The sequence below is a fragment of the Embleya sp. NPDC020886 genome, from assembly GCF_044333915.1.
GTDB lineage: Bacteria > Actinomycetota > Actinomycetes > Streptomycetales > Streptomycetaceae > Embleya.
Window position 1 is genome coordinate 727,313 of the sequence record NZ_JBIRRX010000004.1, and the last position, 25,504, is coordinate 752,816.

Annotated in this window: 25 protein-coding genes and 1 pseudogene; 20 read left to right on the forward strand and 6 right to left on the reverse strand. The window is 72.4% G+C overall.

From position 1 onward, the window contains the following. Positions 1-8: 8 nt before the first annotated feature. The 4 genes and pseudogenes from lspA to ACH4U8_RS18215 all read left to right on the forward strand — a co-directional run. Positions 9-626 (forward strand): annotated as a pseudogene (gene lspA / locus ACH4U8_RS18200) (signal peptidase II); the annotation flags it as partial. Between the two features lie 227 nt (positions 627-853). Further along, the gene (locus tag ACH4U8_RS18205; protein WP_360305079.1) at positions 854-1,798 is read left to right on the forward strand and encodes an RluA family pseudouridine synthase; all 945 of its coding nucleotides are present in this window, start codon (positions 854-856) and stop codon (positions 1,796-1,798) included. A gap of 84 nt (positions 1,799-1,882) precedes the next feature. Continuing rightward, on the forward strand, positions 1,883-3,472 hold the full coding sequence (locus tag ACH4U8_RS18210) for a Na+/H+ antiporter (protein ID WP_360305081.1): 1,590 nt from the start codon (positions 1,883-1,885) through the stop codon (positions 3,470-3,472). 80 nt (positions 3,473-3,552) lie between these two features. After that, entirely contained in the window at positions 3,553-4,152 is a 600-nt protein-coding gene (locus tag ACH4U8_RS18215) for a dienelactone hydrolase family protein (protein WP_395778746.1), read from the forward strand. Here ACH4U8_RS18215 and ACH4U8_RS18220 read toward each other — a convergent pair. Next, positions 4,056-5,306 (reverse strand): mechanosensitive ion channel family protein, encoded by a 1,251-nt coding sequence (locus tag ACH4U8_RS18220; protein WP_360305087.1) that lies wholly within the window; start codon positions 5,304-5,306, stop codon positions 4,056-4,058. The genes ACH4U8_RS18215 and ACH4U8_RS18220 overlap by 97 nt on opposite strands. 153 nt (positions 5,307-5,459) lie before the next feature. Between ACH4U8_RS18220 and ACH4U8_RS18225 the strand changes: the two genes are divergently transcribed. The 4 genes from ACH4U8_RS18225 (at position 5,460) to ACH4U8_RS18240 (ending at position 8,935) form a co-directional block, all read left to right on the forward strand. Next, positions 5,460-6,098, forward strand: a complete 639-nt coding sequence (locus ACH4U8_RS18225) for a hypothetical protein (RefSeq protein WP_360305089.1) — start codon at positions 5,460-5,462, stop codon at positions 6,096-6,098. 158 nt (positions 6,099-6,256) lie between these two features. Continuing rightward, positions 6,257-7,231 carry an ABC transporter ATP-binding protein gene (locus tag ACH4U8_RS18230; RefSeq protein WP_379989750.1) on the forward strand — a complete coding sequence of 325 codons (975 nt, stop codon included), beginning with the start codon at positions 6,257-6,259 and terminating at the stop codon, positions 7,229-7,231. 14 nt (positions 7,232-7,245) lie between these two features. After that, entirely contained in the window at positions 7,246-8,049 is an 804-nt protein-coding gene (locus ACH4U8_RS18235; RefSeq protein ID WP_360305093.1) for an ABC transporter permease, read from the forward strand. Positions 8,050-8,173: 124 nt separating this feature from the next. Then, entirely contained in the window at positions 8,174-8,935 is a 762-nt protein-coding gene (locus ACH4U8_RS18240; protein WP_360305095.1) for a DUF2567 domain-containing protein, read from the forward strand. 31 nt (positions 8,936-8,966) lie between these two features. Here the strand turns inward: ACH4U8_RS18240 and ybaK are convergent, their stop codons facing one another. From ybaK to ACH4U8_RS18255, 3 genes are read right to left on the reverse strand one after another with little or no spacing between them, the layout of a single operon-like run. Beyond that, positions 8,967-9,470: a Cys-tRNA(Pro) deacylase gene (gene ybaK, locus ACH4U8_RS18245; RefSeq protein ID WP_395778748.1), complete on the reverse strand. Its 504-nt coding sequence runs from the start codon at positions 9,468-9,470 to the stop codon at positions 8,967-8,969. A gap of 20 nt (positions 9,471-9,490) precedes the next feature. Continuing rightward, positions 9,491-10,177: an LON peptidase substrate-binding domain-containing protein gene (locus ACH4U8_RS18250; protein ID WP_360305099.1), complete on the reverse strand. Its 687-nt coding sequence runs from the start codon at positions 10,175-10,177 to the stop codon at positions 9,491-9,493. A gap of 44 nt (positions 10,178-10,221) precedes the next feature. Then, on the reverse strand, positions 10,222-11,712 hold the full coding sequence (locus ACH4U8_RS18255) for an oxidoreductase (RefSeq protein ID WP_395778750.1): 1,491 nt from the start codon (positions 11,710-11,712) through the stop codon (positions 10,222-10,224). Between the two features lie 108 nt (positions 11,713-11,820). Here ACH4U8_RS18255 and hisD point away from each other — a divergent pair, with 108 nt between their 5' ends. The 12 genes from hisD (at position 11,821) to ACH4U8_RS18315 (ending at position 21,574) form a co-directional block, all read left to right on the forward strand. Then, a complete protein-coding gene (gene hisD, locus ACH4U8_RS18260) occupies positions 11,821-13,176 on the forward strand; it encodes a histidinol dehydrogenase (protein WP_395778752.1) in 1,356 nt (451 codons plus the stop codon). Further along, positions 13,173-14,285, forward strand: coding sequence for a histidinol-phosphate transaminase (locus ACH4U8_RS18265; RefSeq protein ID WP_395778754.1), 1,113 nt, complete (start codon positions 13,173-13,175; stop codon positions 14,283-14,285). Before hisD ends, ACH4U8_RS18265 begins: the two co-directional genes overlap by 4 nt. Positions 14,286-14,306: 21 nt before the next feature. Beyond that, entirely contained in the window at positions 14,307-14,903 is a 597-nt protein-coding gene (hisB, locus tag ACH4U8_RS18270) for an imidazoleglycerol-phosphate dehydratase HisB (RefSeq protein ID WP_360305107.1), read from the forward strand. A gap of 11 nt (positions 14,904-14,914) precedes the next feature. Next, positions 14,915-15,055 carry a hypothetical protein gene (locus ACH4U8_RS18275; protein WP_360305109.1) on the forward strand — a complete coding sequence of 47 codons (141 nt, stop codon included), beginning with the start codon at positions 14,915-14,917 and terminating at the stop codon, positions 15,053-15,055. Between the two features lie 4 nt (positions 15,056-15,059). After that, positions 15,060-15,698 carry an imidazole glycerol phosphate synthase subunit HisH gene (gene hisH, locus ACH4U8_RS18280; RefSeq protein WP_360305111.1) on the forward strand — a complete coding sequence of 213 codons (639 nt, stop codon included), beginning with the start codon at positions 15,060-15,062 and terminating at the stop codon, positions 15,696-15,698. A 68-nt stretch (positions 15,699-15,766) separates the two neighbouring features. Further along, complete coding sequence (gene priA, locus ACH4U8_RS18285; protein WP_360305113.1) at positions 15,767-16,501, forward strand: bifunctional 1-(5-phosphoribosyl)-5-((5-phosphoribosylamino)methylideneamino)imidazole-4-carboxamide isomerase/phosphoribosylanthranilate isomerase PriA; 735 nt, start codon at positions 15,767-15,769, stop codon at positions 16,499-16,501. Continuing rightward, positions 16,498-16,911 carry a RidA family protein gene (locus ACH4U8_RS18290; protein ID WP_360305115.1) on the forward strand — a complete coding sequence of 138 codons (414 nt, stop codon included), beginning with the start codon at positions 16,498-16,500 and terminating at the stop codon, positions 16,909-16,911. Before priA ends, ACH4U8_RS18290 begins: the two co-directional genes overlap by 4 nt. Then, entirely contained in the window at positions 16,908-17,669 is a 762-nt protein-coding gene (gene hisF, locus ACH4U8_RS18295; protein ID WP_360305117.1) for an imidazole glycerol phosphate synthase subunit HisF, read from the forward strand. The genes ACH4U8_RS18290 and hisF overlap by 4 nt, the downstream gene beginning before the upstream one ends. A 120-nt stretch (positions 17,670-17,789) precedes the next feature. Beyond that, on the forward strand, positions 17,790-18,353 hold the full coding sequence (locus ACH4U8_RS18300) for a helix-turn-helix domain-containing protein (RefSeq protein WP_360305119.1): 564 nt from the start codon (positions 17,790-17,792) through the stop codon (positions 18,351-18,353). A gap of 72 nt (positions 18,354-18,425) precedes the next feature. Further along, a complete protein-coding gene (locus tag ACH4U8_RS18305) occupies positions 18,426-19,667 on the forward strand; it encodes an MFS transporter (protein WP_395778756.1) in 1,242 nt (413 codons plus the stop codon). A 106-nt stretch (positions 19,668-19,773) separates the two neighbouring features. After that, on the forward strand, positions 19,774-20,646 hold the full coding sequence (locus ACH4U8_RS18310) for a septum formation family protein (RefSeq protein ID WP_395778757.1): 873 nt from the start codon (positions 19,774-19,776) through the stop codon (positions 20,644-20,646). Positions 20,647-20,683: 37 nt separating this feature from the next. Further along, positions 20,684-21,574 (forward strand): septum formation family protein, encoded by an 891-nt coding sequence (locus tag ACH4U8_RS18315; protein WP_395778759.1) that lies wholly within the window; start codon positions 20,684-20,686, stop codon positions 21,572-21,574. Between the two features lie 121 nt (positions 21,575-21,695). Here the strand turns inward: ACH4U8_RS18315 and ACH4U8_RS18320 are convergent, their stop codons facing one another. Both ACH4U8_RS18320 and ACH4U8_RS18325 read right to left on the reverse strand, forming a co-directional pair. Beyond that, complete coding sequence (locus ACH4U8_RS18320; protein WP_360305127.1) at positions 21,696-23,555, reverse strand: ABC transporter ATP-binding protein; 1,860 nt, start codon at positions 23,553-23,555, stop codon at positions 21,696-21,698. Then, positions 23,552-25,363 carry an ABC transporter ATP-binding protein gene (locus ACH4U8_RS18325; protein ID WP_395778761.1) on the reverse strand — a complete coding sequence of 604 codons (1,812 nt, stop codon included), beginning with the start codon at positions 25,361-25,363 and terminating at the stop codon, positions 23,552-23,554. Before ACH4U8_RS18325 ends, ACH4U8_RS18320 begins: the two co-directional genes overlap by 4 nt. Positions 25,364-25,504: the final 141 nt, after the last annotated feature.

Here is a 25,504-nt window from a genome sequence, read left to right on the forward strand (position 1 = left end):
TCGAAGGACTGGAGCGAGCCATCGGCACCGGAGCGGAACCACGCGATGACGCGGAGTCGCAGGCCCCCGTCGGGGAGTCGGACACCGAGGCGACCGAGAGCGGGGCGGGCGGCGAGGAGCCGACCGCGCCCGCCGGTTCGCGCACTCGTCGATACATCGCCGTCCTGCTCGGCGTCGCGGCCTTCGCCTACGCCCTCGACCTGATCAGCAAGCTGATCGTGGTGGCCAAGCTGGAGTACCACGCGCCGATCGACATCCTCGGCGACTGGCTCCAGTTCCGGGCCACCCGCAACGCGGGCGCGGCGTTCGGCATGGGGCAGGGACTGACCATCGTGCTCACGGTGATCGCCGCCGCCGTGGTCGTGGTGATCCTGCGGCTCGCCCGCAAGCTGAACAGCCTGCCCTGGGCGATCGCGCTCGGCCTGCTGCTCGGCGGCGCGTTCGGCAACCTCACCGACCGGATCTTCCGGGCCCCCAGCGTGTTCGAGGGCCACGTGGTGGACTTCATCGCGCCCAAGCACTTCGCCATCTTCAACCTGGCCGACTCGGCCATCGTGGTCGGCGGCTGCCTGATCGTGCTGCTGTCCTTCCTGGGCCTGCAGCCCGACGGCACCCGCGAGGGCGACGACGAGGACGAGGCGGGCGAGGAGGAGACCGCGCCCGAGGCGCCGGAGGACGGCGAGGGCCCGGCCCGGGACACGGCGGCGACCGACCGGGTCCCCGCGCCCGTGTCGAACGGCGCCACCAAGGCGGTCGTCGAGCCGGTGCGGAGCGAGTCCGCGCGGGCCGCCGAGCAGGCCGCCGAAGACCAGGCCGTCGAGTCCGGCCCGGATGCCGGGCATACTCGTATCTCGTGACTGTCAATCCCGGCTCGCCCGAAATCCGTACTCTTCCCGTTCCCGATGGCCTCGAAGGCGAGCGGGTCGATGCCGCGCTCTCGCGGATGTTCGGCTTCTCGCGCACCAAGGCGGCCGAGCTGGCCGCCGCCGGGAAGGTGCAGCTCGACGGCCGGGCGGCGGGCAAGTCCGACCGTGTCAACGGTGGCGCCTGGATCGAGGTCGAGATGCCGGGCGTACCCAGGCCCGTGCAACTGGTCGCCGAACCCGTGCCCGGCATGCGGATCGTGCACGACGACGACCACATCGTGGTGATCGACAAGCCGGTCGGCGTCGCCGCGCACCCCAGCCCCGGCTGGACCGGCACCACCGTGGTCGGCGGCCTCGCGGCGGCCGGCTACCGCATCTCCACCTCCGGCGCGGCCGAGCGCCAGGGCGTCGTGCACCGGCTGGACGTGGGCACCTCCGGGCTGATGGTGGTGGCCAAGTCCGAGCGCGCCTACACGCTGCTCAAGCAGCAGTTCCGGGACCGCACCGTGGACAAGCGCTACCACGCGCTGGTCCAGGGCCACCCGGACCCGCACACCGGCACCATCGACGCGCCGATCGACCGGCACCCCACCCACGACTACAAGTGGGCCGTGGTGATGGGCGGCAAGCCCAGCATCACGCACTACGACACGATCGAGGCGTTCCGCGCCGCGAGTCTGCTGTCGATCAAGCTGGAGACCGGCCGCACACACCAGATCCGGGTGCACATGGCGGCCCTGCGGCACCCGTGCGTGGGCGACCTGACCTATGGCGCGGACCCGACGCTGTCCAAGCGGCTGGGCCTGGAGCGGCAGTGGCTGCACGCGGTGAGCCTGGCCTTCGAGCACCCCGGCGACGGCACCTGGGTGCAGTACGAGAGCGGCTATCCGGCCGACCTGAGGGCCACCCTGGAGCGGGTCACCGACAAGTGACACCTTTGCCCGCCGGTCGGTGATTCGGCGGCGTTTCGGGGAACGCTCCAAGATCGAATCGCGGTCGATCGGTCTGGGGGCGCAGTGGGGCAGCTCACGCTGTTGTTCCTGTTGATGTTCGGCACCGTCGTGGTCGTGCCGCTGGCCGGTCGGCTGCGGTTGCCCTTCCCGGTGTTGTTGACGCTCTACGGCGTGCTGCTCGGCTGGTTGTCGTTCGTGCCGAACCTGCGGATCGATCCCGACCTGCTGTTGCCGCTGTTGTTGCCGCCTCTGCTCTACGCGGCGGCGCAACGTTCGAGCTGGCGCGAGTTCGCCGCGAACGCCCGGCCGATCCTGCTGCTCGCGGTCGCCCTGGTGCTGGTGACCACGGCGGCGGTGGCGGCCGTGGCGAACGCGATGGTGCCCGGGCTGCCGCTCGCGGGCGCGGTCGCGCTGGGCGCGCTGGTGGCGCCGCCGGACCCGGTGGCGGCCACGGCGGTCGCCGGGAGCCTGCGGTTGCCGCGCCGGCTGGTGTCGATCCTGGAGGGCGAGGGGCTCTTCAACGACGTCACCTCGCTCGTGCTCTACCAGGTCGCGGTCGCGGCGGTGGTCGGCGGGACGTTCTCGCCGACCCGGGCGCTGGGCGTGTTGGCGCTGTCCGCCGTGGTCGGCGTCGGGATCGGCTTCGCCGTCGGCCTGGCCGGCCGGATGTTGCTCGGCCGGCTGGACGAACCCACGCTGCAGACCCTGCTCACCCTGCTGGTGCCGTTCCTGGCCTACGTGGTCGCCGACGAACTGCACGGCTCGGGCGTGCTCGCGGTGCTGACCACGGCGTTCTATCTGGGTTCGGTCGCCGAGGACGCGGACAACGTGGTCGGCCGGCTGACCGGGCGCTCGTTCTGGGAGGTCATCGACCTGGTGGTCACCGGCGTCGCGTTCGGGGTGATCGGCCTGGAGATGTGGGAGATCTTCCACGACCTGCACGGCGACCGGGGGCGGCTGTTCCTGGAGGCCGGCGCGGTGGTCCTGGTGCTGATCGTGGTGCGGGGCCTGTGGCTGTTCCCGGTCGCCGCGCTGGCCCGACGGCTGCACAACCGCCTGCCGACCAGCGGCGAGACGCAGACCCCGGACCCGCGCGAGACCGTGGTGGTGTGGTGGGCCGGGATGCGCGGCGTGGTGACCATCGCGCTGGCGCTCGCGCTGCCGCTGTCCACCGACGACGGCGACGCCTTCCCCGAGCGGCAGCGGCTGATCGCGATCGCGTTCTGCGTGATCGTGGTGACCCTGCTCCTCCAGGGGGTCACCCTGCCGTGGCTGGTGCGCCGGCTGGGAGTCTCCGAGACGGACGACGCGGAGAGCCACGAGGAGCGCCGGATCGCGGTCGCGGCGACCAAGGCGGCGCTGGTGCGGCTGCGCGAGCTGGAGGAGGAGCGCGATCTCCCGGACGAGATGGTGCAGCGACTGCGGGCCCGGCAGAAGGCGCTGCTCGCCGAGCTGAAGCCGGAGGGCATGCCCGAGGAACTCGCGGACGCGGTGATCGAGCGCTCACGACGGATCAAGCTGCTGCACGAGATCGAGGCCGAGATGACCGCCGCCGCGCGCCGCGAGGTGATCGCGGCCCGGGGGCGGCGCGGGGTGGACCCGTCCGCCGCCGACCGGGTCCTGCGCCGCCTGGACCTGCGCAGCGTGCGCTGACCCGCGGCGGCGGGCGATACGGTTGATCCTTTGTCCGATCCTTCGACCCCTGTCGCTCCCGTCCTCGGAAGGACCCCCACGTGGCCCGCATCGTGCTGTTCCACTCCGCCTACGGGTTGCGGCCCGCCGTGCACGCCGCCGCCGAGCGGCTGCGCGCGGACGGGCACGAGGTGACCGTGCCCGACCTGTACGACGGGCGCGTGACCGAGTCGATCGAGGTGGGCATGGAGATCAAGGACGAGATCGGCGCGGACGAGCTGATCCGGCGGGCCGTGCGGGTCGCCGCCGGGCTCGGTCCGGGTCTGGTCTACGCGGGCTTCTCGCTCGGCGCCTCGATCGCCCAGAACGCCGTGTTCGCGGACCCCGCGGCGGCCGGGCTGCTGATGTTCCACGGCACCTCGGACCTGCGCGAGGACGCCGCGACCGAGGTGCCGGTGCAGTTGCACGTGGCCGAGCCGGACCCGTTCGAGACCGAGGACTGGCTCGGCACCTGGTACCTGGCCATGCGCCGGGCGGGGGCGGATGTGGAGATCCACCGCTACCGCGGCGCCGGCCACGTGTTCACCGACCCGGACCTGCCGGACTACGACCGCGAGGCCGCCTCGCGGGCCTGGGCGATCGCCTCGGACTTCCTCAGCGAGATCGACTCGGCCGCGGCCGCCGCGGCGGCCAACGACTGAGGCTTCTTGGCCAGGTCCACGTACCGGCGCGGGCCGGTCTGCGCGGGCACCTGGGCGACCGGCTGGGCCTTGGCGAAGCGCCCGTTGCCGCTGTACGGGCCGACCGCCTCGTTGCCCAGGGGAGCGGGCGCGGTGGCGATCCGGGGCAGCGCGTACGGATGTTCGCAGCGCAGGTAGTCGAGCAGCTTCTCGCGCACCTCGCAGCGCAGCGTCCACAGGTCGTCGGAGTCGCGCGCGGTCACCACGGCGCGGACCAGGATCGTGGTCGGGGTGGTGTCGGTGACGTACAGGCTCCAGCCCTGGCCGTCCCACAGGCCGGTGTCCTTGAGGATGCGGTGCAGTTCCTCGCGCAGCTCGGCGACCGGCGCGGAGTGGTCCAGGTGCAGGAAGACGGTGCCGGTCATCCGGATGTCGGTGCGCGACCAGTTCTCGAACGGTCGGGAGGTGAAGTACGAGACCGGCATCACGATCCGACGCTGGTCCCACGTGTTCACCACCAGGTAGGTCAGGGTGATCTCCTCGATCGTGCCCATCTCCTGGTTGACCACGACCGAGTCGCCGATCCGGACCATGTCGCTGAAGGCGATCTGCAGTCCCGCGAACAGGTTGGCCAGCGCGCTCTGCGCGGCCAGACCGGCCACCACGCCGAGCAGACCGGCGGAGGCCAACAGACTGGTGCCGATGGTCTTCATGCCCGGGAAGGTCATGATCATCGCGGCGAAGGTGATGATGCCGACGATCGCCACCGCGGTGCGTCGGATCAGTGCGATCTGGGTCTGTATCCGGCGTACCCGGCCGGTGTCGGTCGCGTTCGCGGCGTAGCGCTCGAACGAGGTGTTCACCAGCAGCGTGACCGCGTGCACGATCAGCCACGCGCACGCGGCGATCACCGAGAGCACCAGGATGTGCCGGATCATCCCGCGACTGCGTTCGGGCAGGCCGGCGGCGGGTTCCGCGAGCAGCAGGACCGAGGTGCCGAGCGTCGTCACGATCGAGGCGCGGCCACGCCGCATCATCGACCAGAGGGGTCCTGTCAGCGGCTTGCGGGTCTGTACTTCGCGGGCCAGGCGAGCCATTCCCCAGGTCACCAGACCCGTGAAGGCGATCACCGAGACGAGCACGATCAGCGGGCGAAGTATGTGCCACACGTCCACGTCGAGAGCCTCCTAGGGGGCTTGTGGTCAAACCCGTACCGTACCCGAGCAAGCCGAGCCCACCCACGCGTGCGGTTCGCGCCGGCCGTGCCCCGCAGCCCGCGCGGGGCGCTAACGTGCGGGTCAGGCGGCGGACCGTACGGAGGACGCGCGATGTCCAAATGGACCAGGATCGGCAAGGTCGGATTCGGCGCGGTGCGCCGCGGCCAACGGTTTCGCAGCGCCTCCCGGGCGGCGGCGGAACGTTCCGCCGGCAGCGGCGCGACCGCCTTCGACCCGGACGTGGACACCCGGTTGACCCCGCGCCAGGCGGCCCTGCTGGTGCGCTATCTGGTGGGCAAGGTGGTGCTGGGCCGGTTGGAGTTCCTGTTCCTGCTCAAGTACCCGCTGCTCGTGGCGGGGGTGCCGCTGCTGTTCCTGTTCCCGCCGGCGGGCATCGCGCTGCTCGTGCTGTTCGGCCTTGCCGCGCTCGTGCAGTGGGTGATCGCCCGCGCGATCGGCCGGCTCGCCGCCTTCCACCGGCTGGGCGCGGCGGAGAACGAGATGACCGACGCGGCCACCGTGTGGTGGCCCAACCTCAAGCGGGAGACCGCCCGGGTGGGCCTGCCCACCCGGCCGCTCGCGCTGCTCAGGCTCGCCGCAGCCCGGGCGACGCGACGGTTGGACCCGGCGCGCGAGGCCGCGTTCGCGGCGATCGACTGGCGTGCGGTGATCCCGCGCGAACAGTGGCAGCGGGCCCGGGTCCTGCTCGCCGAGGAGGCGGGCGGCCGGGTGGGCGACGCGACCGCGTAGAGTCGTCCCGACTGTGTGTCACCCCACTCGGCCGGCGGACCACTCGGCGCGAGGTGCGGGTCGCACGCCGTCTCCACCACCTTCAGGACGACGCGCGGGGTCGGATGTACAAGCTGCCCGGAACGGACGAGCGGAGCGTGACCATCCCCGGCGAGCCCATGTCGGCCGATCCGTGTTTCACGGTGCGCGGACTGACCAGGACGTACCGCACCGGGCGCCGGCGGGACCGGCACGTGGTGACCGCGAACGACGCGATCGACCTGGACGTGCGTCGCGGCGAGATCTTCGGCCTGCTCGGCCCCAACGGCGCGGGCAAGTCCACCCTGGTCCGGCAACTCACCGGCCTGCTCCGGCCGGACACCGGCAGCATCGACCTGCTCGGCCACGACCTGGTGCGCCGGCCGGAGATCGCCGCCCGCCTGGTCGCCTACCTCGGGCAGGAGTCCGGCGCGCTGGACGAGTTGACCGTCGCGCTGGCGATCGAGACCACCGCCCGGCTGCGCGCCCTGGACGCCGCCCGGGCCCGGGCCGAGCGGGACGCGGTGCTGGACGAACTCGAACTGGGCACGATCGCGGACCGGCCGCTGAAGAAGCTCTCCGGCGGCCAGCGCCGCCTCGCCTGCGTGGCCACCGCGCTGGTCGGCGCCCGCCCGGTGCTGGTCCTGGACGAGCCGACCACCGGCATGGACCCGGTCGCGCGTCGCGCGGTGTGGGCCGCGGTGGATCGCCGCCGGGCCGAACAGGGCGCCACCGTGCTGCTGGTGACGCACAACGTGATCGAGGCGGAGACCGTGCTGGACCGGGTCGCCGTGCTCGACGAGGGCCGGGTGATCGCGTGCGACACGCCCGGTGGACTCAAGGCCATGGTCGGCGACGAGGTCCGCCTCGACCTGGTCTGGCGGGCCGACCCGCCGATGGACGACCCGGCGGTGAGCATGCTCGCGCAGACCGCGGTGCGCACCGGCCGGCGCTGGAGCACCCGGATGGAGCCGGGGGTGGCCCGCGAACTGCTCGCCGGCGTCACCTCGGGGCCCGCGTTCGAGGCGCTCGACGACTTCACGCTGTCCACGCCGAGCCTGGAGGACGTCTACCTCGCGCTCGGCGGGCGTCATCAGGGACTGGTCAAGGGATGAGGGTGTCGACCCCAGTGAGTGCAGCGAGCATCGAGACCGCGCCGGCGCGGCCGGCCGCGCCGGTGGTACCCGCGCCGGCCACGTCGCTCGGCGCCGGGCTGCTGACCGTGTACCGCGCGCAGCTCTCCCGGGTGCGGGTCTCCCGGGTCCCGCTGCTGTTCGTCGCGGTGTTCCAGTCGGTCGGAATCATGATCCTGATGCGCGGCGTGGTGGACACCGGCAGCGACAGCGCGCGCGAGGCGGTGGTGGCCGGCTCCGCCGTGCTCGTGGTCGCCTTCGTCGCGCTCAACCTGCTCGCGCAGCACTTCGGCAACCTGCGCGCGGCCAACGCGCTCGACTACTACCTGACGCTGCCGGTGCGTCCGGCCGCGGTGGTGCTGGGCATCGCCGCGGCATACGCGTCGTTCACGCTGCCGGGCACGGTCGCGACCGCCGTGATCGGCGCGCTGATGTTCCAACTGCCGTTGGCCAACCTGTGGGTGCTGCTCCTGGTCGTGCCGCTGTCCGGCGCGGCCCTGGCGGGCATCGGGGCGGTCCTCGGGCTGCTGGCGCCGCGGCCCGAATTGGCCACGCTGCTGGGCCAACTGGGCATGTCGGCCGCGCTGTTGCTGGGCGTGCTGCCACAGGACCGGATGCCCGAGTTGATCGTGCTGGCCCGGGACCTGTTGCCGTCCTCGTACGGGGTGGACGCGTTCATCGCGAGCTACGGCGATCCGGACTGGGCGGCGGTGGGGGCCAACCTCGCGGTCTGCGCGGGGGTCGGCGTGGTGATGCTCTCGTTGGCCACGTGGTCCTTCCGGCGCAGCACCCGGGCCTAGTCGATGTCGTCGGCTTCGTTCCCGTCCTCGCCGTTGTCTTCGTCCTCGGCTTCGCCTCGCCTCGACTCACCCTGCCGTGCGGGGTCACGCCGCCGGCTCGATTCGCACATGGGACGCTGACCAGATGACGTCTGCCGGGGATTTCGACCCCTACCCCTCGCCCGAGGGCGCGCACGTGGGCTTCGCGCCCGGGCCCGATGCGCCTCCCACGCTGTGGCAGCGCTACCGCGCCGACGTGCTGGCCTTCGCGGTCGTGGTCGCGGCGTGCCTGGTCGTGGGTGCGATCGTGGGGCTGATCTGGGAGCAGGTGACGCCGCGCGTACCGCTGCTCGCGACCAAGGAGGGGGTCTTCCAGACCTCGCCCGAGACCGAGACCTCGATCGCGCTGGACGGGTGGTTCGCGGTGTGCGGTGTGGTCGCCGGCATCGTGCTGGCGCCGCCCGCGTTCTGGCGCTTTCGGCGGCAGGGGGTGGCGACCGCGCTCGCGCTCACCGTCGGCGGGCTGGCCGGGTCGTACCTGGCGTTCCGGGTCGGCGTGCAGTTGGGGCCGGACGGGATCATCGAGCAGGTCCGTCGGATCGGGCTGGGCAAGCGGTTCGATCAGCCGCTGGAGCTCAAGGCCAAGGGCGTGCTGCTGCTGTGGCCGATCGCGTCGATGGTGATCTTCCTCGGCCTGTCCGCCGGATTCGCCCCGCCGGACCGGGAGCCGGCGGCGGGGCCGCAGGGATGGGGACCGGGGGAGGCGTTTCCGTGGGCGCGGTCGGGGCCGTTGCAGGCGGGGTCGCCCGAGGCGGGGGCGCCGCCGGCGGATTCGCCCCCGGCCGGTTCGTCGGCCCTGCCTTCGACACCGGTCGATCTGACGAAGCGGGGGCCCGAGGAGCGGTGAGACCGCTGCCGGGGGCGCGGGGCGGCCGGGGTCAGGCGCGGGCGATGGAGGCGGTGCCGGCCTGGGTCAGGTGGGTGAGCGTGGTCGGCGGGAGCTCGATTTCGAGGCCGCGGCGCCCGGCCGAGATGTAGATCGTGGGGTGGGTCAGGGCGGATTCGTCCACCACCGTGGGGTGCCGGCGTTTTTGGCCGAGCGGGCTGATGCCGCCCAGGACGTAGCCGGTGGCTCGTTCGGCCGCGGCGGGGTCGGCCATCGCCGCGCGTTTGCCGCCGACCGCCGCCGCCAGGGCCTTCAGGTCGAGTCTGCCCGCGACCGGGACGACCGCGACGGTGAGGGTGCCGTCCACGTCCGCCAGCAGGGTCTTGAAGACCCGCTCGGCCGGGACCCCGAGCGCCGCGACGGCCTCCTCGCCGTACGAGGCCGCGTCCGGGGCGTGGGTGTACGCGTGCACGGTGAACTCGAACCCTTCGCGGGTGAGTGCGACGGTCGCCGGGGTGCCCTGCCCGCCCTTGCTGCCCTTGCTGCTCTTCGCCATCTCGCGCCCTCGATCGCCGGTCAGTTGGGTTCGATGCTCTGTCGCAACAGCTCGACGGCGGGCAGCGACGGCAGGTGGTCCAGGAGGGCCGCCTCGCGGCGCAGCAGCTCGACCTCCGCGGTCAGCCGGACGGTCGCGTCCTCGGCCTCCAGCAGGCGTTGCTTGTCGTGCGGGTCCAGCACCACCGCGGCGGCCACCAGGTAGGACAGCACCACCGGATCGTCGGGCAACTCGGGCAGGCTCATCGGGGTGCGCTGCTGGGCCGAGAGCAACCGGCGCTGATACTCGGCGAACGCCCGGGTGGCGGCCAGACCGAGCACGTCGGCCCGCTCGCCGACCGGGTCCTCCAGGTATTCCACCTCGGCGTACAGGTAGGGACCCGAATCGTCGACCGACAGCAGCCGGAACCGGGTCGCCCCGGTGGCCACCAGGTCGTAGCGCCCGTCCTCGTGCGTCTTGATCGTGGCGATCTCGGCGGTACAGCCCACCGGGTGCAGGATCTCCAGCGGATCGCCCTGGATGTCGCCCACCTCGCGCCCGGTGCGCAGCGCCACCACGCCGAAGCGCTGCTCCGCCTGGGGCAGCACCTCCAGGTCCCGGACCAGTGCGCGGTACCGCTCCTCGAAGATGTGCAGGGGCAGCACCAGACCCGGGTAGAGCACCGAGTTGAGCGGGAAGAGCGGAAGCCGGTCGGTCACGGTGACCAAGAGTAGGCCCTGACCGTCGGAGCGCGTCGATCATTGCCCGCGGCTCACGCGCGATTGAGCACCCGGCCCGCTCCCGCCGCGGCGGCGCCCGCGAGCACCCAGCCGAGCAGGATCAGGGTGTAGGCGAGCCATTGGCCGGCGCCGGTCGGCTTCCAGGCACTGTCCTGACCGAGGGTGACCACCGGCAGGAGAAGGTCCAGGGTGTACCAGAACGGGTTCCAGTGCGGTGCCTCGCCGGGCTTCAGCGGCGCGGGCGGGTCGACCGCGAACACCGCCGTGCCGACCGCGATCAGCGCGACCAACCAGCCGAACGCCCGTGCCGGGCGGTAGCCGTAGCCGATCGCCAGATCCTGCACGTGGCCCCACAATCGACCGGCCGGGCCCAGTCCGGCGCGCCGGCGGCGCTGCTTGGCCAGCAGCACGGTGCGCGCCTGATCGTCCTCGCCCGCCGCGCGATAGGCGCCGGCGAGTTGGTCGTACGGCTGCGGGGTGTACTCCGCGGTCCCGCGCTCGACCCAGTCGATTCGCCGGTCCACGGTGATCGGTCCCTCGGAGCGCAGCGTCGTGTACCGGGTGCCGGCGAGCACCAGATCGCCGGGCGCGGGCCAGGTGTCCGGCGCGTCGGTCAGCGTGCCGATGGTCGCGCCCGCCAACACGATCCGCCCGCGCGGGGGACGGGCCAACGCCATGTGCAGGCCCTCCGCGACCACCCGCCACATGGTGAGCTGCTCGCCCGGATTCGCGCACACCACCGCCCGACTGAGCACGAGACCGCCACCCAGGCGCGCGTCGTTCAGCCGGATCGAGCCGGTCGCGGTGAATCCCACGCTCAGGTGCAGCGAGTGCTCGACGGTGATCCGGCCGAGGTCCATCGCCAACTGCCCCGGGCGCTCCACCGTCGAGCCGTACAGCGTCACCCGTCCACCGAAACGGCCGCCGTACAGCGTCACCTGCCCGGCGAAGACGGTGTTGTCCAGCGACGAGTCCGCGCCGACCTGGAGGCCCTTGGCGTGCAGCGCGCCGCCGTGCCGGTCCGGCCCGATCACGCAGTCGTCCAACCGCAGGTCGTTGTCTATCCGCGCGTCCGGGATCCGCACCCCGTTCGCCACCTCGCAACCGTGCAGCACCAGGTCGCCGTCCACCCGCATGTTGCGGCCGTGCAGCGCGGTGAGCACGCAGCCGCGCAGGTTGACGGTCCGGATCGAGGCCACGTTCAGCAGGATCTCGTCCTCGAAGCGGCAACCGATCATCGACAGGTACACGTCCAGCCGCGCGCTCCCCAACTCCAGCGGGCCCACGACCCGGGCACCGGTGATCCGCAGCGCGGTGCTGTGCCCGGGTTCGGCCTCGGGCGGCTGGAGCAGCACCTGCGCGAGCACCTGGGCCCGGATCGTGCGGTCGGGCCCCCAGCCGGCGCCCAGCCGCGGATCGTCGTCCGCCGGCACGCCCGTGCTCAGATCCAGCCGTTCACCCCTGCGGTACGCCTGCCACACGCGGATCTCGGTGGCGCTCAGATGCCCCGGCGGTGTGCTCATCCGTGCTCCCCCGACACTGGAAGGCCGCTGCGTCCCGCCCATGATCGCGTGTCTCACTGTCCGACACGCAAGGACGGTGTCCCGCCGGCCGTCTCTACACTGGGGCAGGTGATCTCCCGTATCGACCTGCGCGGTCCCGCCTCGCGGGCTGTCCTGGACAGCCCCGCCGCACTGCGCGACGTGTTGCCCCGAGCCGAACTCGACGTCGAGGTGGCCCTGGAGAAGGTGCGCCCGATCTGCGAGGACGTGCGTCATCGCGGCGTCGAGGCGCTGATCGAGATCACCGAGCGCTTCGACGGGGTACGACTGACCGACATCCGGGTGCCCGCCGAGGCGATCGCCGAGGCCCTGGACACGCTCGCGCCCAAGGTGCGCGCGGCCCTGGAGGAGTCCATCCGCCGGGCCCGCCTCGTGCACCGCGAGCAGCGCCGGCGCGACGTCACCGTGCAGGTCGTGCCCGGCGGCACGGTCACCGAGCGGTGGGTCCCGGTCGAGCGGGTGGGGCTGTACGTACCGGGCGGCAACGCCGTCTACCCCTCGTCGGTGATCATGAACGTGGTCCCCGCGCAGGAGGCCGGGGTCGCCTCGATGGCGGTCGCCTCACCCCCGCAGGCCGACTTCGGCGGGCTGCCGCACCCGACCATCCTGGCCGCGTGCGCGCTGCTCGGGGTGGACGAGGTGTACGCGGTCGGCGGCGCCCAGGCGGTCGCGATGTTCGCCTATGGCGCGGGCTCGTGTGCGCCGGTGCGCCTGGTCACCGGCCCCGGCAACATCTACGTCGCCGCCGCCAAGCGGCTGCTCAAGGGCCGGATCGGCATCGACGCCGAGGCCGGCCCCACCGAGATCGCCGTGCTCGCCGACGACACCGCGGACGCCGGGCACATCGCGGCCGACCTGATCAGCCAGGCCGAGCACGACACGCTGGCCGCGTCGATCCTGGTCACCGACTCCGAGTCGCTGGCCGACGCGGTGGTCGAGGAGCTCAAGACCCGGGTGGACGCCACCCGGCACCGCGAGCGGGTCACCGAGGCGCTGGCCGGCCGGCAGTCCGGCATCGTGCTGGTCGACTCGGTGCCCGACGGCCTGCTGGTGGTGGACGCCTACGGCGCCGAACACCTGGAGATCCAGACCGCGGACGCGGCCGGGGTCGCCGCGCGCGTGCACAACGCGGGCGCGATCTTCGTCGGCGCGTTCGCGCCGGTCTCGCTCGGCGACTACTGCGCCGGGTCCAACCACGTGCTGCCCACCGGCGGTTGCGCGTGCCACTCCTCGGGGCTGTCGGTGCAGTCCTTCCTGCGCGGCATCCACGTCGTGGACTACTCGCGCGCGGCGCTGGCCGAGGTCGCCGAGCACGTGAGCGTGCTCGCCGACGCGGAGGACCTGCCCGCGCACGGCGAAGCGGTGCGGGCCCGGTTCGCGACCGGCGAGCTGGCCGGTCTCGCGGCCTGGGAGGAGAACCGATGACCGGCCTGGCCGAGCTGCCGATCCGGGACGAACTGCGCGGCCAGTCGCCCTACGGCGCACCGCAGTTGGCCGTCCCGGTCCGGTTGAACACGAACGAGAACCCGTATCCGCTCCCGGACGCCCTGGTGGCCCGGATCGCCGAGCGGGTCGCCGTCGCAGCCCGCGAGCTGAACCGCTACCCGGACCGCGACGTGGTCGAACTGCGCACCGCGCTGGCCGCCTACCTGTCCCGGACCGGCGGCCACCCGCTGGGCCTGCACCAGGTGTGGGCGGCCAACGGCTCCAACGAGGTGATCCAGCAGCTCCTGCAGGCGTTCGGCGGGCCCGGGCGCAGCGCGCTGGGCTTCGACCCGTCCTACTCGATGCACGCGCTGATCGCGCGCGGCACCAACACCGAGTGGATCTCCGGCACCCGGGACGCGGACTACCGGATCGACTTGGACGAGGCGCTGGCCCGGATCGCCGAGCACCGGCCCCACGTGGTGTTCCTGTGCTCGCCGAACAACCCGACCGGCACCGCGCTGGCCCGCGAGGTGGTGGAGCGGGTCTACGACGCCGCGCAGGCCGCCCGGCCCTCGATCGTGGTGGTGGACGAGGCATACGTCGAGTTCGCGCACACCGACTCGCTGCTGCCGCTGCTCGCCGGCCGGCCGCACCTGGTGGTGACGCGCACGATGTCCAAGGCGTTCGGCGCGGCCGGGCTGCGCCTGGGCTACCTGGCGGCGGACGCGGCCGTGGTGGACGCGGTGCAACTGGTGCGCCTGCCGTACCACCTCTCGGCGGTCAACCAGGCCACCGCGCTGGCCTGCCTGGAGTTCGAGGACACCCTGCTCGGCTACGTCCGCGAGCTCAAGGAGCAGCGCGACCGGCTGGTCGCCGAACTGCGCGCGCTGGGCTGCGAGGTGACCGACTCGGACGCCAACTTCGTCCAGTTCGGCCGGTTCGAGGACCCGCACGCGATCTGGGCCGCGATCCTCGAACACGGGGTCCTGGTCCGCGACAACGGGGTCCCCGGCATGCTGCGCGTGACCGCCGGCACGGACGCCGAGAACACGGCCTTCCTGGACGCGATGCGGCACGTGCTCAAGAGCGCGCGTCCGAAGGACTGAGAGAAAGTCGGAATCACCGTCATGGCAAGAACCGGTCGCGTCGAACGCGCCACGAAGGAAACCTCCGTCGAGGTCGAGATCGACCTGGACGGCTCGGGGAAGGTCGACGTCGCGACCGGCGTCGGCTTCTTCGACCACATGCTCGACCAGCTCGGCAAGCACGGCCTGTTCGACCTGACCGTCAAGACCCGCGGCGACCTGCACATCGACGCGCACCACACGATCGAGGACACCGCGCTCGCGCTCGGCGCCGCGTTTCGCCAGGCGCTCGGCGACAAGAAGGGCATCCGCCGGTTCGCCGACGCGTCCGTGCCGCTGGACGAGGCGCTCGCGCAGGTCACCGTGGACCTGTCGGGCCGGCCGTACCTGGTGCACTCCGAACCGGAGAACATCGCGCCGATGATCGGTCCGGACTACGACACCACGCTGACCCGGCACATCCTGGAGTCGTTCGTCGCCCAGGCGCAGATCTGCCTGCACGTGCACGTGCCCTACGGGCGCAACGCGCACCACATCGTCGAGGCCCAGTTCAAGGCGTTGGCCCGGGCGTTGTCCGACGCGTGTGTGCTCGACCCGCGCCGGGCCGGCGTGATCCCCTCCACGAAGGGCGCGCTGTGAGCACCGGGGCGATGGTTCTGATCGTGTTCGGACTGTTCCTGGTCGGCGGGTGCATCTCGTTCGTCAAGCAGGGACTGCCCAAGAGTGTGATCGCCCTGCTCGCCATCGGCGCGTTCTTCTCGATCGCGGCCGGCGTCCTGAAGATCGGATAGGCACGTGCCCAAGAAGGTCATCGTCCTCGACTACGGCTTCGGGAACGTGCGTTCGGCCGAGCGGGCGCTCGCGCACGCCGGCGCCGACGTCGAGATCAGCGCCGACCACAAGGCCGCGCTGAACGCCGACGGACTCCTGGTGCCCGGCGTCGGCGCGTTCGCCGCGTGCATGGAGGGCCTCAAGGCGGTCCGCGGCGACACCATCGTGGACAAGCGGCTCGCCGGCGGCCGGCCGGTGCTGGGCATCTGTGTCGGCATGCAGATCCTGTTCGCGCGCGGCGTCGAGCACGGCGTGGCCACCGAGGGCTGCGCGCAGTGGCCCGGCACGGTCGAGCGGCTGGTCGCGCCGGTGGTGCCGCACATGGGCTGGAACACCGTCGAGGCGCCCGCGGACAGTGTGTTGTTCCGGGGTGCCGACGCCGATACGCGGTACTACTTCGTGCACTCCTACGCGGTGCGCACGTGGGAGATGCCGGTGGTCCAGGACGGCCCGCACATCCCGCCGGACGTCACCTGGACCACGCACGGCACGCCGTTCGTGGCCGCGGTCGAGAACGGCGCGCTCAGCGCCACCCAGTTCCATCCGGAGAAGTCCGGCGAGGCCGGTGCCCAGTTGCTGCGCAATTGGCTCGCGACCCTGTAGTCCCGCAGACCCGCAGTTTCGCTGTCTCCTGTCGTGTCCCGTACGAACTGTTGAGGATCCGAACCGTCATGACCCAGACCCACCGCCTCGAACTGCTGCCCGCCGTCGACGTCGCCGACGGCCAGGCCGTCCGCCTGGTCAAGGGCGAGGCCGGGTCGGAGACCTCCTACGGCGACCCGTTGGCCGCCGCGCTGGCCTGGCAGAGCGCCGGCGCCGAGTGGATCCACCTGGTCGACCTGGACGCCGCGTTCGGCAAGGGCAGCAACCGCGAACTGCTCGCCGACGTGGTCGGCCGGCTCGACGTCAAGGTCGAGCTGTCCGGCGGCATCCGCGACGACGCGTCCCTGGAGACGGCGCTGTCCACCGGCTGCCGGCGGGTCAACCTGGGCACCGCCGCGCTGGAGACGCCGGACTGGGTGCGCTCGGCGATCGCCCGGCACGGGGACCGGATCGCGGTCGGCCTGGACGTGCGCGGCACCACGCTGGCCGGGCGCGGCTGGACCCGCGAGGGCGGCGAGCTGTTCGAGACGCTGGCCCGCCTGGACGCGGACGGCTGCGCCCGCTACGTGGTCACCGACGTGAACAAGGACGGCACCCTGACCGGCCCGAACCTGCAGCTGCTCAAGGACGTGTGCGCGGCCACGGACCGCCCGGTGGTGGCCTCGGGCGGGGTCTCCTCGCTGGCGGATCTGCGGGCCATCGCCGAACTGGTGCCGCTGGGTGTGGAAGGCTCGATCGTCGGCAAGGCGCTGTACGCCCAGGCGTTCACCCTCGAAGAGGCGTTGGAGGCGGTGTCCCGGTGACGGGAAGCGACAACTCGGGCAGTATCGAGCGATATTCGTCCGGCGGGCGGTGGGAGGAGTCCTTCGGCTACTCCCGTGCCGTCGCGGTCGGCGAATACGTGCACGTGTCGGGCTGCACCGCGATCGTGGAGGGCAACCTCGCGCACGAGGGCGACCCGCACCACCAGACGCTCGCGGCGTTTCGGATCGCGTTGGACGCGCTGGCGCACTTCGGGCTGGGCCCGGCGGACGTGGTGCGCACCCGGATGTTCATCACGCACGCCCGCGACGCGGACGACGTGGGCCGCGCGCACGGCGAGTTGTTCGCCGAGACCCCGCCCGCCGCGACCATGGTCGTGGTGGCCGGGCTGATCGACTCGCGGATGCTGGTCGAGGTCGAGGTGGACGCGTACCGGGGGAGGGCCTCGTGACGCTGGCCGTACGGGTGATCCCGTGCCTGGACGTGGACGCCGGCCGGGTGGTCAAGGGCGTCAACTTCCAGAACCTGCGGGACGCGGGCGACCCGGTCGAGATGGCCCGGGTGTACGACGCCGAGGGTGCGGACGAACTGGTCTTCCTCGACATCACCGCGTCCTCGGGCAACCGGGAGACCACCTACGACGTGGTGCGGCGCACCGCCGAGCAGGTGTTCATCCCGCTCACCGTCGGCGGCGGCGTGCGTGCGGTCGAGGACGTGGACAAGCTGCTGCGCGCGGGCGCGGACAAGGTGGGCGTGAACACCGCGGCCATCGGTCGGCCGGAGCTGATCGCCGAGATCGCGGACCGGTTCGGTTCGCAGGTGCTGGTGCTCTCGGTGGACGCGCGGCGCCGCCGGGACGGCACGCCGGGCTTCGAGGTGACCACGCACGGCGGGCGCACCGGCACCGGCATCGACGCGGTCGAGTGGGCCGCCCGGGCGGCCGGGTTGGGCGCGGGCGAGATCCTGCTCAACTCGATGGACGCGGACGGTACCAAGGACGGCTACGACCTGGAGCTGATCCGACTGGTCCGGGCCGAGGTGGGCATCCCGGTGATCGCCTCCGGTGGCGCGGGTGCGTTGGAGCACTTCGCGCCGGCGGTGCGGGCAGGCGCGGACGCGGTGCTCGCGGCCAGCGTGTTCCACTTCGGCATGTTGCGGATTCCCCAGGTCAAGGACGTGTTGCGGGCGGCGGGGCAGCCGATCCGCTGAGCACGCGAACATTTCGAGGAAGCCGGCCGCAGGTGTGGCCGGCTTTTTCGTGGGCGGATACGAAGGAATTTTTGCGAAAGACTTATTGCGAAAGAACATTTTCGGATCTATGGTGGGGTCATGAGCGAGCAGCCGGCACGCCGGATGATCAAGGACGTACAGACCCTCAAGGTGTTCACCCACCCGCTGCGGATCACCCTGCTGCGGATATTGCACGCCGGCGGTCCGGCCACCGCGTCGATGCTGGCCAAGCGGGTCGAGGAGACCCCGGCGCTGGTCAGCTACCACGTGCGCACGCTGGCCGGACACGGCTTCGTGGTCGAGGACCCCGAGCACGCCCGGGACGGGCGCGAGCGCTGGTGGAAGGTGGTCGAGGACCTCACCTTCTCGCTCGGCGACTTCGCCGAGGACCGGGTCGGTCGGGATCTCTCCGCGAGCATCGTGCGGGTGCTGGGTTCGCAATCCGAGGACCGTTACCGGCACTTCCTGGACGAGATGCAGTCGTGGGGCGCGGAGTGGGCGGGCGCCGCCTTCAGCGGTGCGCCCACGCTCCGGCTGACCGCCGCCGAACTGCGCGAACTGGCGGGCGCCGTCGAGGCGCTCGTGGACGGCTACCGGGGTCGGGAGACGCCCGGCGCCGAGCACGTGGAGGTCTACTACCGCGGCTTCCCGTTCCGCCTCTGAAGCACCCGCCGCCGCTCGGCAGCTCCCGCGCGCCGCGACCGCACACACCGCACACACCGAACGGGGACGTCCATGGCCATCACGAGCACCGCCGCCGGGCCCGGGCGGCTCGCTCATCGCGACCCGCGCGTACTGGCCTGGCTCGGCGCCTACACCGCGTCCCTGATCGGTGATCAGATCTGGTTCCTGGCGCTGTCCTGGACCGCGGTGCGCAGCGGCGACGCCACCCAGACCGGCCTGGTGCTGGCCGCCGGGTCGCTGCCGCGGGCGCTGCTGATGTTGCCCGGCGGCGCGATCGCGGACCGGGTGGGGCCGCGCCGGGTGGTGATCGGCAGCGACCTGGTGCGCTGTGTGGTGATGCTGGTGGCCGCGTTCGCGGTGTGGGCGAGCAGCCCGGCCGTCTGGCTCCTGGTGGCGATCGCGCTGGTGTTCGGCGCGGTGGACGCCTTGTTCATGCCCGCCGTCGGCGCGTTGCCGGTGCGGCTGACCACGCGCACCCAACTGGTCCGGGTGCAGGGGATGCGCTCGTTGTCCCAGCGGGTGGCCACCGTGGTGTCCGCGCCGATCGGCGGCGCGGTGTTGGCGTGGGGCGATGCCGAGACCGCCTTCCTGCTCGACGCGGCCTTGTTCGGGCTCTCCCTCGTCTTGTTGTGGCGGCTTCGCCCGGGGGCCGCGCCGGAGGCCGAAGCCGGCACCGAGGAGCCGGAGTTGGGGCTGCGGGCGGGGCTGCGCTACGTGGCCCGGCATCCGGTGTTGCGCCCGCTCCTGGTGATCACCGCGCTGATGGAGGCGGGCTTCGCCATCCCGATGAACATCGGCATCGTGCTGCTCGCCGACGACACCGGTTGGGGGCCGGGCGGGATGGGCCTGGTGCTGGGCGCGTGGGGGATCGGCGCGGCGATCGGCGCGCTGGCGCTGACGATCGTGGGCCGAGTGCCGCGCCCGGGGCTGGTGTTGCCGGTGGGCATGCTGGTGATGGCGACCGGCCTGGTCGGCCTGGGCTACGCGCCCGGGATCGGGATCGCGGTGGCCGCCGCTGCGGTGCTGGGCATCGCCACCGGTGTGGTCGGCGGTTGCGGGAACGCCCTGGTGCAGAGCATCTGCGCGCCCGGCGCGCTGGGCCGGGTGACCGCGATCCAGATGTTGACCGGGGTCGGCCTGATCCCGCTGCTGTATCCCGTCGGCGGCTTCGTCGCCTCGGCCCACGGCGCCCCGGTGGTGTTCGCCGGCGGCGGCGGTGCGATGCTCGCGGGGGTGCTCGTGACCGTGGTGACCCGACCGTTTCGGGCCCGGCCGCACCCGTCGTCGAAGTGAAATCGGGTCACGGAAGGATTCCGGTCCCACAACGATCATCTGACTCGCAGTCAAGGAGTCGGGCCCGGTCGAGCGCGGGGTTCACCCGATCGGGCAGGCTAGGCACATGACGACGCCGCCATCACCCGGACAGGGTGGCTACCCCGGCTACGGGCAGCAGCCAGGCCAGGGTTATCCGAGCAATCAGCCGTACCCGGGGCAGCAGTACCCGCAGGGCGGTCAGCAATACCCGCAGGGCGGCGGCCAGTACCCGCCGCCGCAGAACCCGTACGGTGGCTCCCCGCAATACCCGGGGGCCGGCGGCGGGCCGCAGTACCCCGGCAACTACGGCGGCGGAGGCTACGGCGGCGGCATGCCGCCGGGGCCCAACCAGGGCGGCTCCGGCAAGGGCCCGCTGATCGCCGTGGTGATCGCCGCGATCGTCGTGGTCGGCGGCATCATCGCCACGCTGGTGGTGGTGCTGGGCGGCGACGACAAGAAGGACAAGACCGCCTCGCCCACGAACAGCGTGAGTGGCTCGCCCAGTTCCGCGCCGACGAACAGCGCGAGCGCGCCGCCCACGTCGCGGCCGACCACCACCCGGCCGACCACGCCGCGCACCACCTCGGCCGGTACGGCGAACCCGGACCTGCCCTCCGAGGTCCAGTACGTGGACCTGTCCAAGGGCGACTGCGTCACCCTGGACACCGTCTCGGGCACCATCGACAAGAAGTCCTGCACCACCACGCACAACGGCGAGGTCGTCATGACCTACGAGCTGAGCGGCAGCACCTACCCGGGTGAAGCCTCGATCACCGAGCAGACCGAGACCAAGTGCACCCCGGCGATGAACACGGCGGTCGGCGGCCGGTCCGACGCGTCGCAGTTCACCTTCACCTACACCTACCCCAAGCAGCCCGGGTGGGACATCGGCCGCCGCAAGGTGACCTGCATCGTGAAGTACAAGTCGGGGCAGACACTCACCAAGCCACTGCGCTGACCCGGGCGTTCGGCCCGTGGGGGGAGGGACCGACCTGATGAGCACTCCCGGCGGATATCCCGGCGGCAATCAAGGCGGCGGCTACGGCGGGGGAGGGTACGGCGGCGGCGCGGGTGGCTATCCGGGCGGCCCCGGCGGCCCCGCGGGCCCGCCCCCGGCGAACCCGCCGCCGCCCTACGACGGCCCGACGATCGGCGGTCCGCCCTACGGCGGGGGCCCGCCGTACGGAGGGGGCGGCCCTCCCTACGGCGGCGGTCCCCCCTACGGCGGCGGCCCTCCCTACGGTCCGGGCGGCCCCGGCGGTCCGCCCGGCGGCGGCCGGGGCAACGGGCGGGTGGTCGCGATCGTGGTGGTCGTCGCCCTGGCCATCGCCGGCGGCGTGATCGCCCTGGTGGTGAGCCTGGGCGGGGACGACAAGAAGGGCGACCGGGCCGGTCCGGCGAGCACCACGCCCGAGCGCACCAGCGCACCGCCGACCACCGACCCGGAACCGACCACCGACGAGCCCGAGCCGCCGACGAGCGAGCCGCCGAGCACGGACGCCCCGGTCACTCCCGCGGCGACCAACTCCAACGGCAGCGTCGCGGTCAAGAAGGTCCCGCTCAGCCCGGGCGACTGCATCTCGTTCGCCACGGGCAGCACGGACGTGAACAAGGTCGCCTGCACGAGCCCGCACGACGGCCAGCACATCAAGAACGTCGCACTGCCGGACGGCACCTGGCCCGGCGACGCGGAGATGGACACCAAGGCGTCCGGGGTGTGCAAGCCGATCGCCGAGCCGGTGATCGCCCGCCAACCACAGGCCGATCTGTTGACCTGGTTGTACATCTATCCCAAGGAATCCGGCTGGGGCAGCGGTGACCGCGAGGTGCAGTGCCTGGTGTCCTACACGGACGAGACCAAGAAGCTGACGGCACCGCTGAAATAGCGCGGACGCCCGCACCCGGACAGGGCGTCGCCCGCGAACGCCGGGAGCGGGGTCGACGCCGGACGGGCTGTTCGAGGCAGCCCGTCCGGCGTTCGACCACGAGCCGGCCGCCGCACCCGGGTCAGCGCGGGTGCGGCGCCGTCTTCTGCTGGGCCGTCCACGACGCGTGCAGCCGGGTATAGATCCCGCCGGCCCCGACCAGGCGCGCGTGCGGGCCGCGTTCGACGAGCTTGCCGGCGTCGAACACCAGCACCTCGTCGGCCGATTCGGCGGTGGACATCCGGTGCGCGATGAACACCGCGGTGCGGCCCCGGGTCAGCCCGTCCAGGGCCCGCCCGATCCGCACCTCGGTGGCCGGGTCGACGGCCGACGTCGCCTCGTCCAGGACCAGCAGGTCCGGGTCGGCGATGTAGGCCCGCACCAGCGCGACCAACTGCCGCTCACCCGCCGACAACGACTCGCCGCGCTGGCCCACGGGAGTGTCCAGGCCCGCGGCCAGCCCGCCCAGCCAGTCCGCCAACCCGAGGTCGACGAACGCGGTGCGAATCGCCGCGTCGTCCGCGTCCGGTCGGCCGTACCGCACGTTCTCGCGCAGCGTGGCGTCGAACAGGAAGCCCTCCTGCGGCACCATCACCACCCGCGCGCGCAGCGACGAGAAGCGCACCCGGGGCAGTTCGACGCCGTCCAGCAGCACCCGACCCTCGTCCGGGTCCACCAGCCGGGTCAGCAGCTTGGCGAACGTGGTCTTGCCCGAGCCGGTCTCGCCGACCACCGCGACCCGGGTCCGCGGCGCGAGCCGCACGTCCACGTCGTGCAGGATCCGCGGCCCACCCGGATAGCCGTACGAGACGTGCTCGAACGCCACCTCGACCGGCCCGCGCGCGAGCACCTCGCCCGCCTCGCCCGGATCGGCGATGTCCGGCTCCGCGTCCAGCACTTCCAGGACCCGGCGCCAGCCGGCGAGCGCGTTCTGCGCCTCGTTGAGGATCTCCACGCCCATCTGCACCGGCCCCACGAACAGCGTGACCAGGAACAGGAAGGCGACCAGTTCGCCGACGCTGAGCTGCCCGTCGATGCCCAGCCACACACCCACCACGACCACCAGCCCGTTGGCCAGGCCGACCACGAACTCGCCCATCGGGAAGGTCAGCGCGACGAACAACTGGGCACGGCTCTGCGCGTCCCGATGCGCGTTCACCGACTCGTCGATGCGATGCGCGGTGCGCTCCTCGATGCCGTGCGCACGCACGATCGCGGCGCCCACGACCGGCTCCGCGATGGCGCCGAGCATGCGACCCATGGCCACCCGAACGTGCGAGTAGGCCGCGGCGATCCGCTTCTGCACCGCCCGCATGAAGAAGTACAGCGGCGCGAAGCACACCCACACCAACAGCGTGAGCTGCCACGAGTAGACGAACATCAGCACCGTCACCAGCGCGATCTGCCCGACGCTGACGATCAGCAGCAGCCCGCCGAACTGGATGAACCGGCTGATCGTGTCCACGTCGCCGGTCACCCGCGAGACCAGCGAACCGCGCTTCTCGGACTGCTGGTGCAGGGTGGACAGGTCGTGGATGTGTCGGAAGGCGGCCACCCGCAGGGTGGACAGGCCGCGCTCGCTGGTGCGGTACAACCGCACGTTCATCGCGTAGGCGGACACCGCGGTGACCACCACCGCGAGCGCCGCGACCGCGGCCATCGTGCGCACCACGGTCAGGTCGGGACCGGCGTCGGCGCGCAGCCCCCGGTCGATGGTCTGCTGCACGGCCAGCGGCACCACGATGCGCCCGGCCGTGCCGACCACGGCCAGCAGCAGCGTGACGATCAGGCCCTCGGTGAACTCCGGCGTCATCCGCAGGCCGCGGCGCAGCACGCTCAGGCCGGACTCGGCGGGCCGGTCGGAATCGGGATCGGCGCCTATTCGCGAACCGGGCCCGGGGCCCGGTTCGGGTGCCTTGCGCACGACGGTGGCGATACTCATGAAGCCGTGGCCTCCTCGGCCTCGCTGACGTCGATGTCCTCGTCCGCGCCCTCGCGCGCGGCCCGCTCGTAGGCGTTGACCAACCGGCGGTAGCCCACCGAGCGGTCCAGCAACTCGTGATGGGGGCCGCGATCGAGCACCCGGCCGCCCTCGACGTAGACCACCTCGTCGGCGAGCGCGATGGTGGCCTTGCGGTAGGCGACCACGACCACCGTCGCCGGCCCCGCGTCGCGCAGCCCGTGCAGGATGGCCGCCTCCACCCGCGGGTCCACCGCCGACGTCGCGTCGTCCAGGACCAGCAGGCGCGGCCGGCGCACCAACGCCCGGGCCAGCGCGATCCGTTGGCGCTGCCCGCCGGACAGCGTGGTCCCGCGCTCGCCCACCCGGGTGTCCAGGCCCTCGGGCAGCGCGGTCACGAAGTCGGCCTGGGCGATCCGCAGCGCCTCGTGCACCGCCGCGTCGTCCAGATCCAGGCCCAGGGTGATGTTGTCGCGCACGGTGTCGTCGAACAGGAACGCCTGTTGCGGGACCAACGCGGCGGTGGCCGCGATCCCGCCGCGCCGATACTCGCGCAGGTCGGTGCCGTCCAGCAGCACCCCGCCGTCGAGCGGATCGACCAGGCGCACCAGCAGCGACACCAGCGTGGACTTGCCGGAGCCGGTCGGGCCGACCACGGCGATGGTGCGCCCGGGTTCGACGTCGAAGGCCACGTCGTGCAGCACGTCGGTGCCGTCGGTGTAGCCGAAGCGCACCGCGCGGGCCTCCAGGCGGGCCGGACCGGCCGAGGCGTCGCCGCCCTCGATCGTGCCGTAGGCGTGCTCGCCCTCGGCCTCCAGCACCCCCTTGACCCGGTCGAAGCCCACCACCGAGCGCGGCATGTCGCCCAGCAGCCACCCGATCGCCCGCACCGGGAAGGCCAACAGGGTGAACAGGTAGGCCACCTGCACCAGGTCGCCGGGCGCCAGGTCGCCGTTCGAGACCCGGACCGTGCCGACCACCAGAACCAGCAGCACACCGAAGCTGGGCAGCGCCTCCAACATCGGGTCGAACAGCGCCCGGACCCGGCCCACCGCGATGTTCGCGTCGGCCAACTCGCGCGAGGCGGCGGCGAAGCGGGTGGTCTCCTCGGTCTCGCGACCCAGTGTCTTGACCACCAGCGCGCCGTCGAAGCTCTCGTGCGCGATCTCGGCGACGTCGGCGCGCAACTCCTGCGCGCGCATCGCCAGCGGCCCCTGCTTGCGCTGGTAGACCACGTTGAGCAGGGCGATCGCCGGGAAGATCACGAAGCCCACCAGCGCCAGCGCCCAGTCGGTGAGCACCATCGAGATCGCCGCGACGAACAACATCACCACCACGCCGGTGGCCATCGGCAGCGGCGCGATCGGGTTCCAGGCCGCCTCGACGTCGGCGTTCGCGTTGGACAGCAGCGTCCCGGTCGGGTGGCGATGGTGCCACGCGAGCGGCAGGCGCAGGTATTGCCGGGTCACCCGACGCCGGTAGGTGGCCTGGAGGCGGTACTGCATCACGCCCGCCCACAACCGGCGGCCGATCACCCCGAACGCCTTGAGCAGCGCGATCCCGAACACCGCCGCGAAGGCGCCGACCAGCGCGCCGGCCGTGGTGTGCCCGTCCCGGAAGGCCGGGATGATCACCTCGTCGGTGACCCGGCCGAGCACCAGCGCCGAGCCGACCGTCATCACGCCGTACACCGCGCTCGCGCCCACCGCGGCGGCGAAGATCCTGGGCTCCTCGCGGATCCCCACGCCGAGTACGCGCAGTCCTTGTCGCAGCACGACCTTGTCCGCCACGGGGCTCACTTTCACGGGAATCCGGCCGTCGCGAACACGGGGCCGGCCAACAGGGTTGTCCCAGGGCTGTCCCAGGATGGTTGTCCAATGAAAGTACAAGGCGCCTCGGACGGTCCCGATTCCCGTCCGGCCCCCGAATTC

What these genes read in the sequence shown, in the direction of transcription:
- priA (WP_360305113.1), top strand. Translation starts at nt 15,767, where the DNA reads ATGACCCAGACCCACCGCCTCGAACTGCTGCCCGCCGTCGACGTCGCC.
- ACH4U8_RS18275 (WP_360305109.1), top strand. Translation starts at nt 14,915, where the DNA reads ATGGTTCTGATCGTGTTCGGACTGTTCCTGGTCGGCGGGTGCATCTCG.
- ACH4U8_RS18240 (WP_360305095.1), top strand. Translation starts at nt 8,174, where the DNA reads ATGACGTCTGCCGGGGATTTCGACCCCTACCCCTCGCCCGAGGGCGCG.
- ACH4U8_RS18265 (WP_395778754.1), top strand. Translation starts at nt 13,173, where the DNA reads ATGACCGGCCTGGCCGAGCTGCCGATCCGGGACGAACTGCGCGGCCAG.
- ybaK (WP_395778748.1), bottom strand. Translation starts at nt 9,470, where the DNA reads ATGGCGAAGAGCAGCAAGGGCAGCAAGGGCGGGCAGGGCACCCCGGCG.
- ACH4U8_RS18225 (WP_360305089.1), top strand. Translation starts at nt 5,460, where the DNA reads ATGTCCAAATGGACCAGGATCGGCAAGGTCGGATTCGGCGCGGTGCGC.
- ACH4U8_RS18255 (WP_395778750.1), bottom strand. Translation starts at nt 11,712, where the DNA reads ATGAGCACACCGCCGGGGCATCTGAGCGCCACCGAGATCCGCGTGTGG.
- ACH4U8_RS18320 (WP_360305127.1), bottom strand. Translation starts at nt 23,555, where the DNA reads ATGAGTATCGCCACCGTCGTGCGCAAGGCACCCGAACCGGGCCCCGGG.
- ACH4U8_RS18315 (WP_395778759.1), top strand. Translation starts at nt 20,684, where the DNA reads ATGAGCACTCCCGGCGGATATCCCGGCGGCAATCAAGGCGGCGGCTAC.
- ACH4U8_RS18300 (WP_360305119.1), top strand. Translation starts at nt 17,790, where the DNA reads ATGAGCGAGCAGCCGGCACGCCGGATGATCAAGGACGTACAGACCCTC.
- ACH4U8_RS18305 (WP_395778756.1), top strand. Translation starts at nt 18,426, where the DNA reads ATGGCCATCACGAGCACCGCCGCCGGGCCCGGGCGGCTCGCTCATCGC.
- hisB (WP_360305107.1), top strand. Translation starts at nt 14,307, where the DNA reads ATGGCAAGAACCGGTCGCGTCGAACGCGCCACGAAGGAAACCTCCGTC.
- ACH4U8_RS18310 (WP_395778757.1), top strand. Translation starts at nt 19,774, where the DNA reads ATGACGACGCCGCCATCACCCGGACAGGGTGGCTACCCCGGCTACGGG.
- ACH4U8_RS18230 (WP_379989750.1), top strand. Translation starts at nt 6,257, where the DNA reads ATGTCGGCCGATCCGTGTTTCACGGTGCGCGGACTGACCAGGACGTAC.